Here is a 17499-nt window from a genome sequence, read left to right as displayed (position 1 = left end):
TGAATATTTTGGCTTTTATTTACCTAATATTCGTGAATTGCGACATTTTATAGCATTCAGAAATAAACAATAATAGCGTAAACAAGGTCTATTTTAGAGGTTTTATTTATGCTAAAAATAAAAATGCCCTTACAGAAATGTAAGGGCATTGAGGTTGAAATCAGTAGTTTACAAACAGCAAACTATAACTTCTAACAAAAAAGAAAATATTTGACACTGAACTTTTATTGCAAAAGAGCGATTACCTCTTTATTTTCTTGAATTAAAGCATAATCTAAGGCTGTTTTACCTCTATTATCCTTTATCTCTTTATCCGCACCAGCTTGTAGGAGTAGGTTTGTTACTTCGGCTTTACCGAAAGTAGCAGCAAAAATCAAAGCAGTTGCTCCGTTGTAATTCGATTGATTAACTGATGCTTTTTGCTCAAGTAATAAGGCAACAATTGTGTTGTATCCTTTAAAAATAGCTCCCATTAGAGCACTATTTCCTGACGAATCTTGTGCGTTTGGATTAGCTCCGTTTTGCAATAGTAAAAGTGCAACGTCGTAATTATTGTAATAACAAGCCAGTGTTAAAGGAGTATTTCCTCTTTCGTCAGCCTGATTTATATCTATTTTTTGTGTGATATAACTTTCTATTTCAGCCACGTTATTTGTGCGAGCAGCAGAAAATAGGTCTTGCGCTTGTGCAGCAAAACACAATAGTGAAAATAGAAGTGTAGTAATGAGTTTTTTCATAGCAATTTAGTTGATGTAAAAAACAAGGGAGTGTGGGGATGCTCCCTTGTTAGTAAATAATTTTATTTGATGTATTCTTGAATATCCGCAAGTTTTAAATTAGTTGCTTTCAATAAAGAGTTACCGTAGTTTTTATCTGCTTGGTAGAAAAATGCAATCATTTTCTTAACAATCACTTTGTTGTGAACACTATTTAATGCTCCACTTAAGTTTTTGATTAAGTTTTCTTTATCTTGTTTAGAGAAAGAATTGTATAATTCACCCGCTTGTTTAAAGTTGTTTTCCTTGTCAATTACGTGTTGTGTTGTACTTGTATTAGCAGTGAAAACAGATTTAGAGTATTTGAATTTCGCATTATCAACAACCTCTGGTTTGTTTGTAGATGGTTGGTAATTCACATCTCCTGATTGTGGACGTAATGACATATACCCGTTTTGGTTATACGTAGTTACTTGATTTTTAGGTTGGTTTACAGGAATTTGTTGGAAGTTACCTGTAAGACGGTGACGTTGTGTATCTGCATAAGAGAATAATCTACCTTGTAATAATTTATCTTCAGATGCTTCAATACCAGGAACAAGGTTAGAAGGAGCAAAAGCCGCTTGTTCTACTTGTTGGAAATAGTTAGTTGGAGTTTGATTTAACGTCATTGTACCTACTTTAATCAGTTTTGCAACAGACTCAGGCCAGATTTTAGTAACGTCAGTTGGGTTGAAATCTAAAGCATCAAAGTCTTCTCTTTTCAACATTTGAACGTATAAATCCCATTTAGGGAAGTTACCAGCTTGGATGTTGTTGTATAAATCCAATGTAGCGTGTTCTACACTTTTAGATTGAATTTTATCAGCCTCTTCTTGTGTTAGGTTTTTTCTTTCTTGTTGAGGTACCCATTTGTATTTTACATACGTTACTTCACCTTCTGCATTCACCCATTTGTATGCGTGTACACCATTACCTTCCATTTGACGGAAGTTAGCAGGAATACCGTAGTCAGAGAATAACCAAGTTAGCATATGTGTAGACTCAGGTAAGTTTGAAAAGAAGTCAAACACACGGTTAGGGTCAGACACACCATTTGTTAAAGGAGATGGTTTAAAAGCGTGAACCATATCAGGGAATTTGATAGCATCACGAATAAAGAACACAGGTAAATTGTTTCCAACTAAGTCGCAGTTTCCTTGTTCTGTATAGAACTTAACAGCAAAACCACGTGGGTCTCTATACGTTTCAGGTGAACCTTGTTGGTGAGTTACCGTTGAGAAACGAGCAACTAATTGTGTTGTTTTACCAGCTTGACTTAAGAAGTCGGCCATTGTAACATCAGAAAAATCTGCTGCAGCTACGAATTCTCCAAATGCTCCAGCACCTCTTGCGTGTACAACTCTTTCAGGAATACGCTCTCTGTCAAAAGCAGCCAATTTGTCAATTAAGTGAATATCTTCTAACAACACTTGTCCGTTGTTTCCGATTGTTTTTGAGTTTTGGTTATCTCCTACTGGAGCACCAGAGTTTGTTGTTAGTGTTTGTCCATAAGAACAAGTTGCCATTGCAAATAATCCTAATGCTATAGTTTGTTTTATCATTGTGTAATATATTTAGTAGTACAAGTAATTTTGTACACTGCAAATGTATCTCGCTAAGCAGGGGATAAGTAGTATTTGTCAATGATTGTCCTTATTTAAGTATAAGATAATTTGATAGTAATATTTTTAATGATAGATAAAATCTTTTGTAACAGTGTTTTATATTCGCCAATTGTACTTAAAAAAGGCGGGGTAAATCTTAGAAAAGAAATAAAATAAAAGGGGGATAGGGAGGTAAAAGATTAAAAATAGTAAGAAGTAAGTGTGAAAAATAGGGGTGAAATAACAAAAGCCTCCTGAATAGGGAGGCTTTTGCTATTTGATATGTTTTGAGCTTTTGGTTAAGCTTCTACTTTTTTACTTTTAAAGATAAGTGAACTATTCATTAAGAAGATAGCACTTAAGATTAAGATAATTCCAACCCATTGGATTAAGATTACTTGCTCTCCTAATACTAAAAAGGCAACACTCACCGAAACCGGAAGCTCTAAAGAAGAGATAATACTTCCAAGTCCTACTCCAGTATGAGGGAATCCCATATTTAAGAAGATAGGAGGTAAGATTGTACCAAACAAGGCTAACAATAATCCCCACGTATAGAAAATATTCCAATTGAAATCTCTAATACCAGTAGTATTGTCAGAGAATTGCTTAAACAATCCCATCATTGCGTCAGAGTTATTTGGACCTACTTGTGTAAGGATTACGAAAATCGCCACAATGATAAATGCACCACATAACATAAATAAACTACGCTTAGGAGCAGGAAGGTGGTTTGCCACTACGTTAGACGCAAACATTGTAGTTGCGAATGAACAAGAAGCTAAGAAACCAAAGATTACCCCTCTAATGTCTAAGTTAATTTCGTTTGCTAATACATTAGTCGCTAAGACTGTTCCGAATAAAATTAAACAAACAGCAACGATTTTTAATAAACTTGGGAAGGTCTTTGTAATAACACTTTCGATTACAACACCAATCCAAACAGATTGCATTAATAGTACTACCGCAATTGAAGCGTCGATATAACTTACTGCCATATAGTATAACACAGAAGTGAACCCCATTGATGTACCAGCAAGCATTAACTGTTTGATATCTTTTTTGGTAGGTTTAAGATCAGTAGGTTGTTTTTTGCGAATCATATTAATGATTAACATTCCCACTAAACCTAATACAACTTGCGATAAGGTAACTTCAGCAGTTGTGTATCCGTGTTGATAAGCTAATTTTACAAACGAGGCCAGCATTCCAAAACTTGAAGCCCCAATAGCTACTAAGAAAACTCCTTTTACTATATTCTGTTCTTTCATCTTTTATTATTTTGCTGTGCAAAGGTACTTAATATTTTTTGAGCGAATTAGGACAATTGTCTAACAAAAAAAGCCTATAGAAATGAATCTATAGGCTTTTGATTTGAAGTGCGTTAACTCTTATTTCAATTTGTTGAAATTTCTTTTTACGAATTCAGTAAGTTCTTCTCCTTTTAATAAACCTTGAGAAAGTTTAGCTAAATCCATTGCTTGTTTAATGTTTGTTGTTCTTTCTTCCTCATTAGTATTGTTGATAATGTTACTTGCCAACTCAGAGTTTGTATTTACAACTACATTGTACATTTCAGGCAAGTTACCCATACCGAACATACCGCCACCACCTGATTGGCTCATTTCTTTCATTCTTCTCATGAACTCAGGTTGTGTGATGATAAATGGTTCAGCTGTGCTATCCATAGCTTGTAACTTCACTGTATATTTATCTTTAGGAACGATGTTTTCTACGATTTCTTGTAATGATTTTTGTTCATCTTCAGAAAGTTTAGAAATCTCTGTTTCTTCTTTTTTGATTAAGTTGCTGATGTGGTCAGCATCTACACGAGCAAAAGTCATTTTCTCATTATCGCTTTCTAACTTTTGGATTAAGTGAGAAACGATAGGAGAGTCAAGTAACACTACTTCGTATCCTTTATCTTTTGCAGCAGCAATATAGCTGTGTTGTGCATCTTTATTAGAAGCATAAAGAATTACTAAGTTGCCATCCTTGTCAGTTTGGTTGGCTTTAGTAGCTTCTTTTAATTCTTCTAAAGTATAGTATTTGTTATCTACCGTTGGGTAAAGAGCAAAAGCACCAGCTTTTTCATAGAATTTATCTTCAGATAACATTCCGTACTCTAAAACGATTTTAATGTCGTTCCATTTTGCTTCAAAGTCAGCTCTGTTTTCGTTGAATAAAGATTTCAACTTATCAGCTACTTTACGTGTGATGTAGTTAGAAATCTTTTTCACGTTTCCGTCTGCTTGTAAGTAAGATCTTGATACGTTCAATGGAATATCTGGAGAGTCAATTACTCCTTTTAACATTGTCAAGAATTCAGGAACAATACCTTCTACGTTATCCGTTACAAACACTTGGTTTTGGTATAACTGGATTTTGTCTTTTTGCATTTGAAGATCAGCACTCAACTTAGGGAAGTAAAGAATACCCGTTAAGTTAAATGGGAAGTCAACATTCAAGTGAATGTGGAACAATGGCTCTTCAAATTGCATTGGATATAACTCACGGTAGAAGTTTTTGTAATCCTCATCCGTTAATTCAGATGGTTGTTTTGTCCAAGCTGGGTTAGGGTTGTTGATAATTGTATCTACTACAACTTTATCATCACCTTCACCTTCTTCGTGTGTACCAAATTTAATTGGCACAGGCATAAATTTGTTGTACTTCGTTAAAAGTCCGCTGATTTTAGACTCTTCTAAGAAGTCTAAAGAATCCTCAGCAATGTGTAAAATAATTTCAGTACCTCTTGACGTTTTATCACAATCCTCTAAAGTGTACTCAGGGCTACCATCACAAGTCCAATGTGCAGCAGGCTCATCTTTGAAAGATTTAGTTAAAATTTCAACTTTATCAGCTACCATAAAAGCAGAGTAGAAACCTAAACCAAAGTGTCCGATAATTCCTGTGTCTTTAGCAGAATCTTTGTATTTTTCAAGGAATTCTTCAGCACCTGAGAAAGCAACTTGATTGATATATTTTTCAACTTCCTCTTTCGTCATACCAATACCTTGGTCGATAATGTGAAGTTTCTTGTTTTCTTTGTCGATTTTTACCTCAATAATAGGGTTTCCATACTCAACGCTTGCTTCTCCAATGCTTGTTAAATGCTTTAATTTTAAAGTAGCATCAGTAGCATTAGATATTAACTCTCTTAAAAAAATTTCATGGTCACTGTACAAGAACTTTTTAATAAGTGGGAATATATTCTCCACTGTAACGTTAATTTTTCCAGATGTCATAATTGTATGTTTATTTAGTATTTGAATTTTTAATATTTTTGTGATGTACTTAGGACAAAAAAGATACCAAAGGATTTAGAGTGTCATTTTGTCAGATTTAAGTCAGAGTGTTTAAATATTCACTATTTTTGGGTATACATTTTGTAACTATGTATTTAATGTAAAAAAAAGAGATATGAAAAAAGTATTATTATTTGGAGCTGTAGCGTTAGCAATGGCGTCTTGTAAACCAACAATGGATACAAAATCACAAGTTGGAATTAAGGGGAATTGGACATTGACAAATATCAAACATATTGGTGGTGAATTTGTGAAAGTAAACTCTTTCAATATTGCAGACTCTCAATGTTTTATTGGTAGTCAGTGGAAGTTTGTTTCAAACAATAATTCAGGAAACGTAGCTTTAACTCAAGGAGGAAATTGTCCAAGCTTTGAAAGCTCGTTCAAATGGACAGTAACACCAAACGGAAGTTTCGAATTTAAGTTTGTAGATGAGGGTGTAAAAGCGAAACACGTTACTACAGGATACTCGATGCAAGTGAGAAATCAAACCGCAAATTCGTTTGAACTTGTGGATAAATTCTACGCAGGAGGACAAACTTATGATGTGACATATCATTTCGAAAAAAACTAAAAAAATAAAAAATAAGTAAGATGAAAAAAGTAACCACGTTTGTATTAGCAGGTACATTGCTTGCAACTTCTTTTACTTTCACTGGATGTGAAGCTGTACAGAATTCAAACAAGACACAAAGAGGTGCTGCAATTGGGGCAGCTGGTGGAGCTATTATTGGTGGTATTTTAGGAAATAACATTGGTAAAGGTGGAAACGGAGCTCTTGGTGCTGTTTTAGGTGGAGTTATCGGTGGATCTGCAGGAGGAGTAATCGGAAACAAAATGGATAAACAAGCTCGTCAAATTGAGCAAACTGTTCCAGGTGCACAAGTTGAAAGAGTTGGAGAGGGTATCAAATTAGTATTGGGTGAAAACTCTGTAAACTTTGATATTAACTCTGCTACATTGACTACAAAAGCAAAAGCAAATCTTGATAAATTAGTTAAAGTATTTAAAGAAAACCCAGATACATATATTGATATCTACGGATATACTGATATTACAGGGAGAGAAGAGTACAACTTAAGTTTATCTAAAAAGAGAGCTGCTTCTGTAAAACAATACTTAATTCAACAAGGTATTGCTGCTAATCGTATGGTTGCAGATGGTTTTGGTATTGCTGATCCAATTGCTTCTAACGAGACTAAAGCAGGACAAGCTCTTAATAGACGTGTAGAGTTTGGTATTCGTGCTAACGAAAAAATGATTCAAGATGCTCAAAACGAATCTGGTGTTCGTTAATTGAGTTTTCTCATAAAGTAAAAAGGGAAAGAAGTACTGTACTTCTTTCCCTTTTTTTGTGGTTTATAGTTTGTAAAAACTACGGGTAATAATTGAAAAATATTTTATCATAACACGTGTTGGTTTCCTTTTAAAGGGAGCAATCAACACAAGTTAAGGTTTGGTCTTCTTGCATTTTATACCAATGATTAGCTTCATTTACTTGTTGTTGGTCAATCAAAGCTGCTTTCACTACCTCATTGATATAAACACTTTTTCCTTGTGGGATGTAAATAGAGTATTTTAGTTTAGCCTCTGATGTTTTGTTATTATTGAAACTACTTGCTATTAATAGTACATTGTCTTTTTGTTCAAACTGAATAGCTTGTATTTCATTAGAATAGACTAATTCAGACTGTCTTCCTTTCTTTGTATATCTTGCCTCAGCAAAGTTAGTACCCGATACTTTTCCGTAGATTTCATCTTGAAAAGAAGGTAGTAATTCTATTTCAATTGGCAATGTGTTTGCTGTGTCTATTACTTCAAAGCCATCAGTAGTAGTGCGATTTGAATTAAAGTAAGCAGCGTCAACAAATTTGATGTTTAAACTATCTGTATCGTAAAAGGTAAAGTTAGTTTGTCTCTCCACGCGTTGTCTGTCCATTTGATTGCCTAAATCTTCCCAGTTCTTAGCATTGGCAAACGGAATAGCAAATAGTCCTAATGTAATAAACCAGATAATAATTAACGAGATAATTGTAGCCGCTACATATTTGATATTGGTGTAGATTAAACGCAATCCAATAATTAATAATCCAATAAATGGCAAGGTAACTAACATAAATGCTAATGCTATTGTTCTACCATAGTTTGCTTCAGAGAATAAAAAGAATGGAACCCCTTCAGCAGCTGTTTCAGCTAAGATATAATCTTTGTTTACCCACACTCCAATGGCAGCAATTATAATCGTTAATAAATTAATTGCACTAAAAGCGATGAACCCAATACCAAATATATATCTAATCCACTTACCACTTTTTTCCCCTGCTACTTGAGTTTGCCTTTTGATGTTATCATAATCAATATCGTTGATTTTATTAGTAACATAAGAAACATTCTCTTTAACTTTTCTTTCAATAGTCTCAATATTGATAGGTTCTCTCTCCATTTCTAAACGTTGAGAAGTAGTCCTTGCAGCAGGAATTATAATCCATAAGATTAAGTATAGTAATACACCTGTTCCGTAGAATACCAATAAAAAAGCGAATAAAATTCTAATCCAAACAACATCAATTTTGAAGTAATGTCCTAAACCAGCTAATACACCTCCGATAACACCTCTATCTGTATCTCTGTATAGCTTTTTTTGTCCAGTGTAGATGTATTCTGTTTTTATAGTTTCTTCATCGTCAAGGATATAATCTTCAGGTTTTCCCATAATATTGATAACTTCCTCTACGTTGCTCTCTGTAATTACTTGATTAGTATCTGTAATTTTCTCATTGAATAATTCAGCTATTCTTATTTCGATATCGTGAATAATTTCATCTTGTTCTTCCTGAGCGAAGGTACGTCTGATCGCTTGTAAGTAGCGGTCTAATTTGTGGTAAGCATTCTCGTCAATGTGGAATACTAATCCACCTATATTTACAGTTAATGTTTTGTTCATCGTGTTAGTTTTTTGAGGTTATAGCTTCTACTGCATTTGCAAGTTCAGACCAGGTTTTAGCAAGTTCGTTTAAAAACTCTTCTCCCTTTTCTGTTAGTTTGTAATACTTGCGAGGAGGACCAGAGACAGATTCTTCCCATCGATAAGACAAGTAATCGTCGTTTTTAAGTCGTGTTAGTAAAGGATAAACAGTTCCTTCAACAACAACCAGCTTTACGCTTTTTAGTTCATCCAGTATTTCAGAGGTATAGCAATCTTTCTGTTTTAAAATAGAAAGAATACAAAACTCTAAAATTCCCTTGCGCATTTGTGCTTTAGTGTTTTCTATATTCATAATTACTTCTTGGTCTTTGTTTCTTATGCAAAGATATATCTAAAAGCAGGTACTTTGTATTACATAGTACTGTAAATTAACAAGTATTTAACAGTTGTAAAAAAAGGAATATACTTCTGTAAGGAGTGTTTTTAGGTTATAACTTGTTGGTTATTAATATTTTGTTTTTGTATTGTCTTTTGTTTTAGGCAGTTTTAATTATTTCAGGATTAAGAAGATTATTTTGTGTCAAGTAGAATATTAGATATATATATTTTGGTTTGAAAGTAATTTACCCCCTTTTAAAAGAAGATATATAAGTCTAAAAAAGTGTATTTACAGGAAAAAATGAAGAAAGTAAATCATTCAACTTTTTTTGTATATTTAGTAAAAATCTAAAAGAATGGAGTTTACAGTTTCAAACATAAATAAGTTTTTATTTTTCAAATTGCCTTCTGCTTATTGGACAGGAGTGCGTATGAAAGAGATTAGTAACACTACTGCTGTTACTACAGTTAAGCATAAATGGGTAAATCAAAATCCGTTTAGATCAATGTATTTTGCAGTACAAGCTATGGCGGCAGAATTATCAACTGGAGCTTTAGTAATGAGAAAAATACAAGAGAGCGGACAGAAGATATCGATGTTAGTTGCTAACAACAATAGTTCGTTTACCAAAAAAGCAACCGGTCGTATTTACTTTGAATGCGTTGATGGAGCGTTATTAGACGAAGCGATTGCTAAGGCGATTGCTACTGGGGAAGGTGTTACAGTATGGATGAAATCTATTGGTAAAAATGAGAAAGGAGAGCAAGTTTCTGTTATGAACTTTGAGTGGACATTGAAGGTTAAAAAATAAGAGACTATGCGTATTTTAGTTACAGGTGCGACTGGATTGATAGGAAAGCAATTGGTGCATAAACTATTAGAAGAGGGATATGAAGTCAATTACCTAACAACTAATAAAGAGAAGAAAGAAGGTGTGTTTATTGGAGCAAAAGGCTTTTATTGGAATCCTTACAAAGGAGAGATAGAAGAAAAGGCTTTTGATGAGGTATATACCATCATACATTTAGCGGGGTCAAATATTTCGGAATCGTGGTCAAAAACGGGAAAAGCGAAGATAGTAGAAAGCCGTATTGTTCCCAGTAATTTTATTTACGAGCAGTTGGCTAAAAAAACACATTCTGTTAAACAGATTGTTTGTTCATCTGCTGTTGGCCTTTATGCAAATAGTAGTAAGTGGCAAAGTGAAGAACAGTATTTTGAAGCAGATAATTTCTTGGGAAGTGTTGTTTCTCAATGGGAGGCTGCTAATTTGAAATTTCAAGAAATAGGAGTTAAAGTGAGCTTAGTACGCATAGGTTTGGTTCTTGCTAAAGAAGGAGGAGCTTTACCTCAAATTGCCAAGATGACTAATTGGTATATGGGAAGTGTATTAGGAGATGGAAAGCAGTTTTATTCGTGGATACATATTAAAGACTTAGTAGGTATATTTTTGTTTTTGACAAAACACGAAAAAGAAGGTGTTTACAATGCCGTTGCTCCAAAACCAGAAACAAATAAATCATTTACCATTCGCTTGTCAAAGGTTTTGAATAAAAAGATTTTGTTACCAGCAGTACCTAAATGGGTTTTAAAAATGGTAATTGGAGAAAAAGCAGTACTTGTTGTAGAAGGACAACGCGTAAGTAGTGCAAAAATTGAAAAAGCAGGATATGTGTTTAACTATTGCGAATTAAAGACTGCTTTGCAAGACATATATAAATAGAGAAATGTGCTTAGGCACATTTTTTTGTTTCATAGGTAGTTGTTTTTAGGAAGAAAGAAGAGTAAATAGCAGTAGGATAGAATTTTACTAACTGACTAAAAAATGTCATTATGACAGAGAAAGCAAGTTGGCAAAGGATTTGCTATTTAGTGAGTGTAAATTATAAAATTTAATTTGTCTAAACTATGAATACTGAGAACAAAGATATAAACAAAGAGCAAGAGGAAATTCAACAAGATGTAGATCAAACGACTGAAGGAGCAGCTGCAGAAGGTACAACTGAGCAATTAAGCGCTGAAGAAGAAATGACTATAAAATTGGCTGAAGAAAAAGATAAATTTATTCGCTTATTTGCTGAATTTGAGAATTATAAGAGACGAACTGCTAAAGAGCGTATTGAGTTGTTTAAAACAGCAGGAGAAGAAGTTATGTCAGCTTTATTACCTGTAATGGATGACTTTGATCGTGCAGTAACTGAGTTAGAAAAACACGGAGAAAGTGATCATTTAACAGGAATTAAATTAATCTCAAACAAGTTCAAAGATACATTGTCAAGCAAAGGATTAGAAGAAGTAGCTTTGAAAGCAGGAGATAACTTTGATGCAGATGTGGCAGAAGCAGTGACACAAATTCCGGCAGGAGATGATATGAAAGGGAAAATTGTTGATGTAATTGAAAGAGGATATAAATTAGGAGAGAAGATTATTCGTTTCCCTAAAGTTGTAATTGGACAATAATCTTTCAAAAGCAAAATATATAAAGAGTTTACAACGATGAAAAAAGATTATTACGAAATACTTGGTGTAGATAAAAGTGCAGATGCGGCAGCAATTAAAAAGGCTTACCGCAAAAAAGCGATTGAATTTCACCCAGACAAAAATCCAGGTGATAAAGAAGCTGAGGAGAAATTTAAAGAAGCTGCAGAAGCTTATGAAGTATTAAGTGATGCTGATAAGAAAGCTAAATACGACCAATATGGTCACGCTGCATTTGATGGCGGATTTGGCGGTGGCGGAGGCTTCGGCGGAGGCCATATGAATATGGATGACATCTTTAGCCAATTCGGTGATATTTTTGGAGGTGCTTTCGGAGGCGGAGGTGGCTTTGGAGGTTTCGGCGGAGGCGGAGGTCAACGTAGAGTGAAAGGAGCTAACCTTAGAATTAAGGTGAAGTTAACTATAGAAGACATCGCTAATGGTGTTGAAAAGAAAATAAAAGTTAAACGCAAAGTTCAAGCACAAGGAGTAACTTATAAAACTTGTCCAACTTGTAATGGTTCTGGTCAGGTAACTAAGATTGCGAATACTGTATTTGGACGTATGCAAACTGCATCTCCTTGTGGTGCTTGTCACGGAAGTGGTCAGATTATGGATCACAAACCAGCAGGTGCTGATGCAGATGGTTTAATTCTTAATGAAGAAACAGTATCAATCAAAATTCCAGCAGGGGTATCTGAAGGAATGCAATTGAAAGTTTCAGGAAAAGGTAATGAAGCACCAGGTAAAAATAATGTACCAGGTGATTTACTTGTTGTGATTGAAGAATTAGAACACGAAACATTAAAAAGAGAAGGTGAAAATCTTCATTATGACTTATATATTAGCTTTGCTGAAGCTGCATTAGGAGGATCAAAAGAGATTGATGCTGTTAATGGAAGAGTGCGCATTAAGTTAGAAGAAGGAATTCAATCTGGTAAAATATTGCGTTTGAAAGGTAAGGGACTACCAAGCTTGAATAGCTATGGTAACGGAGACTTGTTAGTACACGTGAATGTATGGACTCCTAAAAAACTTACAAAAGAACAACGTGCATTTTTCGAGAGTATGAAGGAAGATGAGAACTTCCAACCAGCTCCTTCGAAGAGTGAAAAATCTTTTTTTGAAAAAGTAAAGGAAATGTTTTCTTAGTCTGAGAAATATTTATACATTTGCAGGACACTTATTAAACAGTGGATTTTCTTTTTCATAGCAATTTTTCCCAACCTTATTTTTCCAAATAAGGTTGGGTTTTTTTATATAATATCGAAATTGCTTTTCTTCCCTCTGATAGTTATAAAATAAATAACTATTTTTACACAAATTAATAGACTTGACCGAATGCAACCTATATTAGAAGTTAAGGATGTAGTAAAAAAATACTCCGATAAAATAGCATTAAATAACGTGTCGCTAACTGTACCAAAAGGTACTATATATGGACTTTTAGGTCCAAATGGTGCAGGTAAGACATCGTTAATCCGTATTATAAATCAAATTACTTATCCTGACGCAGGACAAATCTTGTTAGATGGTCAGGTTTTGAATCCAAGCCATATTAAAGATATCGGTTATATGCCTGAAGAAAGAGGGTTGTATAAAACGATGAAGGTTGGTGAACAGGCAATGTATTTAGCACAATTAAAAGGATTGTCTAAAGCAGAAGCAAAAAAACAATTAGACTACTGGTTTGATAAATTAGATATCAAAGGATGGTGGGACAAGAAAATTCAAGAGTTGTCTAAAGGGATGGCACAGAAGATTCAGTTTGTTGTTACTGTACTTCACGAACCTAAGTTGTTAATCTTAGACGAACCTTTTTCTGGTTTTGACCCAGTCAATGCGAATATTATTAAAGATGAGATTATTGAGTTAAAGGAAAAGGGGAGTACAATTATTTTTTCTACACACAGAATGGAGAGTGTAGAAGAAATGTGTGATTACATCGCTTTGATTAATAAATCAAATAAATTAATTGAAGGTAAGTTAGTTGATGTTAAGCGTCAATATAGAACACATTTGTATCAAGTTGGAATTCTTACAGATAATAAACAACGCTTACACGATGAGTTGAAAAATAAGTTCAGTTTTCAATCAACAGCTTTTAAGTCTTTAAATGATGAGGTACAGTTAGAGATTAATTTAGGAGAAAGAATGCCAAACGAACTGTTGTATATTTTATCTCAAAATGGTCAGGTAACACATTTCGTAGAGAAGTTGCCAACTGTAAACGATATTTTTATTCAAACTGTAAGTAAGTAAAATGAGCATATTATCCTTAATTATAAAAAGAGAGTTTATTGCAAAAGTTCGCAATAAATCATTTATCGTAATGACTTTTGCAAGTCCACTTTTCTTTGTAGCCTTAACTTTATTTGTAGGGTACTTAAGTACATTGAAAGGAGACACAAAAAAAGTAGCTATTCACGATGAGAGCGGTTTATTTGTTAATCAATTCGTCAGCAACGAGGAGTTTGAGTATCAAGATTTATCTGCCGTTGATGTATCTATCTTGAAAGATAGTGTAAACGAAGAAAAATACGAAGGGATTATCTATATTCCAAAAGCAGAAAGTATAGGTGATTACCAAAAAAATATAACTTATATATCTAATGATAGTCCGAGTTTAAGCTTTGTGAGTAAAGTAGAACTACTATTAGAGGATAAGTTAACACACATTAACCTGAAAGATAGTGGTATTGACTTAAAAGTAATTGATGAGGCTAAAGCGAATGTGAATTTAAACCTTACGAAAGCATCAGGAGAAGCTACTGTTAAAGGGTTAAATGAAATAAAAATTGTTATTGGCGGTTTGTTTGGTTACTTTATTATGATGTTCATTATTATTTATGGAAATATGGTAATGCGTTCTGTAATTGAAGAGAAAACAAATAGAATTATAGAGATCATTGTTTCATCAGTGAAACCATTCCAATTAATGATGGGTAAAATCATCGGTACTTCAATGGCTGGTTTATTGCAGTTTTTAATTTGGGGAGTAATTGGTGCTGTATTATTGACGATAGCGAGTGTTGTTTTAGGAATAAATGCTACACCAGGAGTAGCATCAGCAGAAGCTTTACAAGCTACTTCTATGATGTCTCCAGAGTTAATGGTTGATGTACAAAACTATGTAGGTGAGATTTTGACTTTACCTTTAGTTTCTTTGTTTGTTTATTTCTTAGTATTCTTTATAGGAGGGTACTTTTTATATAGTTCTTTGTATGCAGCAATTGGAGCTGCAGTTGATAATGAAACAGATACACAACAGTTTTTATTTCCAATTTTATTGCCTTTAATGCTTGGAGTGTATATTGGATTCTTTACTGTAATAAAAGACCCCCACGGTTCGATTGCTACAATATTTTCAATGATTCCATTTACATCGCCGATTGTAATGCTTATGCGTATTCCTTTTGGTGTACCAATGTGGGAAGTTTTATTGTCTATTGCTTTATTATTTGGTACATTTATTCTTGTTGTTTGGATAGCAGCGAAGATTTACCGTATTGGAATATTAATGTATGGTAAGCGACCTTCGTGGAAAGAGCTATATAAATGGCTTAAATATTAATTGAAGTTTAGAAATTTGTAGTGCATTATGGGGAAAATGTCAAAGATTTTAATAGTTGAAGATGAAGCGTCAATTCGCAGAGTCTTAGTTAAAATATTAGAAGAAGAGTCGTCTGATTATGTTGTTGATTCAGCAGAAAACGGAGAAGAGGCTTTGAAGAAAATCGTAAGTGAAGATTATGATTTAGTTATTTCAGATATAAAAATGCCAAAGATGGACGGTGAGGAACTGTTAGTTGAGGCAAAGAAAATAAAACCAGAAGTGGTTTTTGTAATGATATCCGGTCACGGGGACTTAGAGACAGCAGTTAATACAATGCGTCTTGGAGCCTTTGATTATATATCAAAACCACCAGATTTGAATAGATTATTAACAACTGTTAGAAATGCTTTAGATACGAGTAAATTGGTTGTTGAAAACACAATCTTGAAAAAGAAAGTGAGTAAGAAATATGAGATGATAGGGAATAGTGAGCCTATCAACCTTATAAAAGATATGATTGAGAAGGTAGCTCCAACTGAAGCGAGAGTATTGATTACTGGTCCTAATGGAACAGGAAAAGAGTTAGTAGCTCATCAATTACACTTACAAAGTACAAGATCACAAAACCCTTTGATTGAAGTAAACTGTGCTGCTATTCCTTCTGAATTAATAGAAAGTGAATTATTTGGTCACGTCAAAGGAGCATTTACTTCTGCTGTGAAAGATAGACCAGGTAAATTTGAACTTGCTAATAAAGGAACTATTTTCTTAGACGAAATTGGAGATATGAGTTTGTCTGCTCAGGCAAAAGTGTTAAGAGCATTACAAGAGAATATGATTACAAGAGTAGGGGCAGAAAAGGATTTAAAAGTAGATGTACGCGTAATTGCTGCAACAAATAAAGACTTGCGAAAAGAAATTGCAGAAGGTAGATTTAGAGAAGATTTATATCACCGATTAGCAGTTATCTTAATTGAGGTTCCAGGGCTAAATGATAGACGTGATGATATTCCCTTATTGGTAAATCACTTCGTAAGTCAGATAGCAAAAGAACAAGGTACAAGTCCGAAAACATTCTCAGCAGAAGCTATTAGTCTTTTGCAAGAGTACGATTGGACAGGTAATATTCGTGAGTTAAGAAACGTAATAGAAAGATTAATTATTTTAGGAGGCAAAGAGGTTTCAAAACAAGATGTTGAGATGTTTGCAAACAAATAGCATATGAAGTTAAAAAAGATAAATGAGATTTTACAAGGGAACTTGGTAGCTAATGGATTAGTGGAGCCAACGACTCTTCAAAAGAAAACTTTTGGTCAGATTAAAAGTGGGATTGATGTTGTAATCGCAGGTCCTAAAGAGGAGGGGAAAACAACCGCTATGGTTATTGCTGCACTTCAGAAATTACAAAGACCAATTGAAGGAGAAATTGCAACAAGAGTTTTGATTGTTGTAAAGGATAAGTTTGAAGTAGAGCGCTTAATGGAAGTGTTTGAGCTTTATGGAAAAGGGATGGATCTTGAAGTTTATGGGGTTCACGACTTTACAGACTTGGATGAGGATAAAAATCAGATGTCTTTAGGAAATGATATTTTAATTGGTACTTGTAACCGTTTAAACGAGATGTTTAGTAGTGCTGGTTTTGATGTAAATCAACTTCAAATGTACATCATTGATGATGTAGATGTTCAATTGAGAAATCGCTTAGAACCACGTTTGTTCAGATTGTCTGATAGTATTGGTAAAACACAACGTGTTTACTTTATGAAAGATTACGTAGAGCAGATTGATATGTTTGTTGACAAAACAATGACAGAAGATGTTGAGTGGTTTGATTTCTACGAAGAAGATGAAGAAGAATAAGCTTTTTAAAAGCATTAAATAATGATTTAGGGGATTGTGTAAGCAATCCCCTTTTTTTATTCATAAGAGAAACTAATTAGCGCAAATATGATAATGTATGTTATGATAATGATGAATAAGGCACCACTGCGTTTAAGAATAGCATTTTTAAAGGATTGCCTATGTTTCAACATATCTCTTAACAAACGAATTAGTACCACTGAAAGCGCTATTAAAAATGATATGTGTAATACCAATTTTAAAGGGGCTAAATCTACTTCTTGTTGCACGTTTAAAATAGCGTGGTAAAAAAGAAGAGGACTGTATACATTTGAAAGTAAATAAAACATATTAATCACTTTTAAGGTTAATTAATTATATGCATTAATTATGCCTTAGTAAAGGCGAATTTCTTAAAGTTACTTGTTTTTTTAAATAACCCGAAAGTTTAGGAGATGGTTTTCGCGTTTAAATATGTTGATTAACAGTAAAGTAATATTTGTTTTGGATCAAGCACAAAAGTTGGGGAGGAAGTTGTAAAATAATATATTTGCACCATGATGGATAGCAAAGAAATACTAAAACTAATCCTACCTGAGTACTTGGTAGAGCATTTCAATATTACAAAAGTTGAAGAATTAAATAGTCGTT

At 33.7% G+C, this 17499-nt stretch carries 16 protein-coding genes; 10 read left to right on the top strand and 6 right to left on the bottom strand.

The window, feature by feature from the left end; translation table 11 throughout:
• Window positions 1–224: 224 nt before the first annotated feature.
• From BLT46_RS08395 to htpG, 4 genes are all read right to left on the bottom strand, one after another.
• Window positions 225–737, bottom strand: coding sequence for an ankyrin repeat domain-containing protein (locus tag BLT46_RS08395; protein ID WP_090409109.1), 513 nt, complete (start codon window positions 735–737; stop codon window positions 225–227).
• A 62-nt stretch (window positions 738–799) separates the two neighbouring features.
• Window positions 800–2320, bottom strand: coding sequence for a catalase (locus BLT46_RS08390; RefSeq protein WP_090409106.1), 1521 nt, complete (start codon window positions 2318–2320; stop codon window positions 800–802).
• A 341-nt stretch (window positions 2321–2661) separates the two neighbouring features.
• A complete protein-coding gene (locus BLT46_RS08385; protein WP_090409103.1) occupies window positions 2662–3633 on the bottom strand; it encodes an EamA family transporter in 972 nt (323 codons plus the stop codon).
• A gap of 120 nt (window positions 3634–3753) precedes the next feature.
• Window positions 3754–5610: a molecular chaperone HtpG gene (gene htpG, locus BLT46_RS08380; protein WP_090409100.1), complete on the bottom strand. Its 1857-nt coding sequence runs from the start codon at window positions 5608–5610 to the stop codon at window positions 3754–3756.
• Between the two features lie 175 nt (window positions 5611–5785).
• Between htpG and BLT46_RS08375 the strand changes: the two genes are divergently transcribed.
• Both BLT46_RS08375 and BLT46_RS08370 read left to right on the top strand, forming a co-directional pair.
• Window positions 5786–6244, top strand: a complete 459-nt coding sequence (locus BLT46_RS08375; RefSeq protein ID WP_090409097.1) for a lipocalin family protein — start codon at window positions 5786–5788, stop codon at window positions 6242–6244.
• Window positions 6245–6264: 20 nt separating this feature from the next.
• A complete protein-coding gene (locus BLT46_RS08370) occupies window positions 6265–6966 on the top strand; it encodes a YiaD family glycine zipper/OmpA-like lipoprotein (protein ID WP_090409095.1) in 702 nt (233 codons plus the stop codon).
• 130 nt (window positions 6967–7096) lie between these two features.
• Here BLT46_RS08370 and BLT46_RS08365 read toward each other — a convergent pair whose 3' ends face one another.
• Complete coding sequence (locus BLT46_RS08365; protein WP_090409092.1) at window positions 7097–8614, bottom strand: PspC domain-containing protein; 1518 nt, start codon at window positions 8612–8614, stop codon at window positions 7097–7099.
• A 4-nt stretch (window positions 8615–8618) separates the two neighbouring features.
• On the bottom strand, window positions 8619–8948 hold the full coding sequence (locus BLT46_RS08360) for a PadR family transcriptional regulator (protein ID WP_090409090.1): 330 nt from the start codon (window positions 8946–8948) through the stop codon (window positions 8619–8621).
• Between the two features lie 382 nt (window positions 8949–9330).
• Between BLT46_RS08360 and BLT46_RS08355 the strand changes: the two genes are divergently transcribed.
• The 8 genes from BLT46_RS08355 to BLT46_RS08320 all read left to right on the top strand — a co-directional run bounded on the left by BLT46_RS08355 (window position 9331) and on the right by BLT46_RS08320 (window position 16869).
• A complete protein-coding gene (locus tag BLT46_RS08355) occupies window positions 9331–9786 on the top strand; it encodes a DUF4442 domain-containing protein (RefSeq protein ID WP_090409087.1) in 456 nt (151 codons plus the stop codon).
• A 6-nt stretch (window positions 9787–9792) separates the two neighbouring features.
• Entirely contained in the window at window positions 9793–10698 is a 906-nt protein-coding gene (locus BLT46_RS08350; protein WP_090409083.1) for a TIGR01777 family oxidoreductase, read from the top strand.
• Window positions 10699–10883: 185 nt separating this feature from the next.
• Complete coding sequence (locus tag BLT46_RS08345; protein WP_090409080.1) at window positions 10884–11435, top strand: nucleotide exchange factor GrpE; 552 nt, start codon at window positions 10884–10886, stop codon at window positions 11433–11435.
• A gap of 36 nt (window positions 11436–11471) precedes the next feature.
• A complete protein-coding gene (dnaJ, locus tag BLT46_RS08340) occupies window positions 11472–12605 on the top strand; it encodes a molecular chaperone DnaJ (RefSeq protein WP_090409076.1) in 1134 nt (377 codons plus the stop codon).
• Between the two features lie 189 nt (window positions 12606–12794).
• Window positions 12795–13715, top strand: a complete 921-nt coding sequence (locus BLT46_RS08335; RefSeq protein ID WP_090409072.1) for an ABC transporter ATP-binding protein — start codon at window positions 12795–12797, stop codon at window positions 13713–13715.
• Window position 13716: 1 nt separating this feature from the next.
• Entirely contained in the window at window positions 13717–15027 is a 1311-nt protein-coding gene (locus BLT46_RS08330) for an ABC transporter permease (RefSeq protein WP_090409069.1), read from the top strand.
• A 36-nt stretch (window positions 15028–15063) separates the two neighbouring features.
• On the top strand, window positions 15064–16227 hold the full coding sequence (locus BLT46_RS08325) for a sigma-54-dependent transcriptional regulator (RefSeq protein WP_090409066.1): 1164 nt from the start codon (window positions 15064–15066) through the stop codon (window positions 16225–16227).
• Window positions 16228–16230: 3 nt separating this feature from the next.
• Window positions 16231–16869 carry a DEAD/DEAH box helicase gene (locus BLT46_RS08320; protein ID WP_090409063.1) on the top strand — a complete coding sequence of 213 codons (639 nt, stop codon included), beginning with the start codon at window positions 16231–16233 and terminating at the stop codon, window positions 16867–16869.
• Window positions 16870–17499 lie beyond the last annotated feature (630 nt).

The organism is Myroides phaeus (assembly GCF_900099675.1).
GTDB classification, from domain to species: Bacteria; Bacteroidota; Bacteroidia; order Flavobacteriales; family Flavobacteriaceae; genus Flavobacterium; species Flavobacterium phaeum.
The sequence above is the reverse complement of the archived record's forward strand: the minus strand, read 5'-3'. Positions and strand labels throughout refer to the sequence as shown.

Excerpts from the sequence above, each read along its gene's own strand:
- BLT46_RS08395 (WP_090409109.1), bottom strand. The coding sequence starts at position 737 with ATGAAAAAACTCATTACTACACTTCTATTTTCACTATTGTGTTTTGCT.
- BLT46_RS08390 (WP_090409106.1), bottom strand. The coding sequence starts at position 2,320 with ATGATAAAACAAACTATAGCATTAGGATTATTTGCAATGGCAACTTGT.
- BLT46_RS08385 (WP_090409103.1), bottom strand. The coding sequence starts at position 3,633 with ATGAAAGAACAGAATATAGTAAAAGGAGTTTTCTTAGTAGCTATTGGG.
- htpG (WP_090409100.1), bottom strand. The coding sequence starts at position 5,610 with ATGACATCTGGAAAAATTAACGTTACAGTGGAGAATATATTCCCACTT.
- BLT46_RS08375 (WP_090409097.1), top strand. The coding sequence starts at position 5,786 with ATGAAAAAAGTATTATTATTTGGAGCTGTAGCGTTAGCAATGGCGTCT.
- BLT46_RS08370 (WP_090409095.1), top strand. The coding sequence starts at position 6,265 with ATGAAAAAAGTAACCACGTTTGTATTAGCAGGTACATTGCTTGCAACT.
- BLT46_RS08365 (WP_090409092.1), bottom strand. The coding sequence starts at position 8,614 with ATGAACAAAACATTAACTGTAAATATAGGTGGATTAGTATTCCACATT.
- BLT46_RS08360 (WP_090409090.1), bottom strand. The coding sequence starts at position 8,948 with ATGAATATAGAAAACACTAAAGCACAAATGCGCAAGGGAATTTTAGAG.
- BLT46_RS08355 (WP_090409087.1), top strand. The coding sequence starts at position 9,331 with ATGGAGTTTACAGTTTCAAACATAAATAAGTTTTTATTTTTCAAATTG.
- BLT46_RS08350 (WP_090409083.1), top strand. The coding sequence starts at position 9,793 with ATGCGTATTTTAGTTACAGGTGCGACTGGATTGATAGGAAAGCAATTG.
- BLT46_RS08345 (WP_090409080.1), top strand. The coding sequence starts at position 10,884 with ATGAATACTGAGAACAAAGATATAAACAAAGAGCAAGAGGAAATTCAA.
- dnaJ (WP_090409076.1), top strand. The coding sequence starts at position 11,472 with ATGAAAAAAGATTATTACGAAATACTTGGTGTAGATAAAAGTGCAGAT.
- BLT46_RS08335 (WP_090409072.1), top strand. The coding sequence starts at position 12,795 with ATGCAACCTATATTAGAAGTTAAGGATGTAGTAAAAAAATACTCCGAT.
- BLT46_RS08330 (WP_090409069.1), top strand. The coding sequence starts at position 13,717 with ATGAGCATATTATCCTTAATTATAAAAAGAGAGTTTATTGCAAAAGTT.
- BLT46_RS08325 (WP_090409066.1), top strand. The coding sequence starts at position 15,064 with ATGTCAAAGATTTTAATAGTTGAAGATGAAGCGTCAATTCGCAGAGTC.
- BLT46_RS08320 (WP_090409063.1), top strand. The coding sequence starts at position 16,231 with ATGAAGTTAAAAAAGATAAATGAGATTTTACAAGGGAACTTGGTAGCT.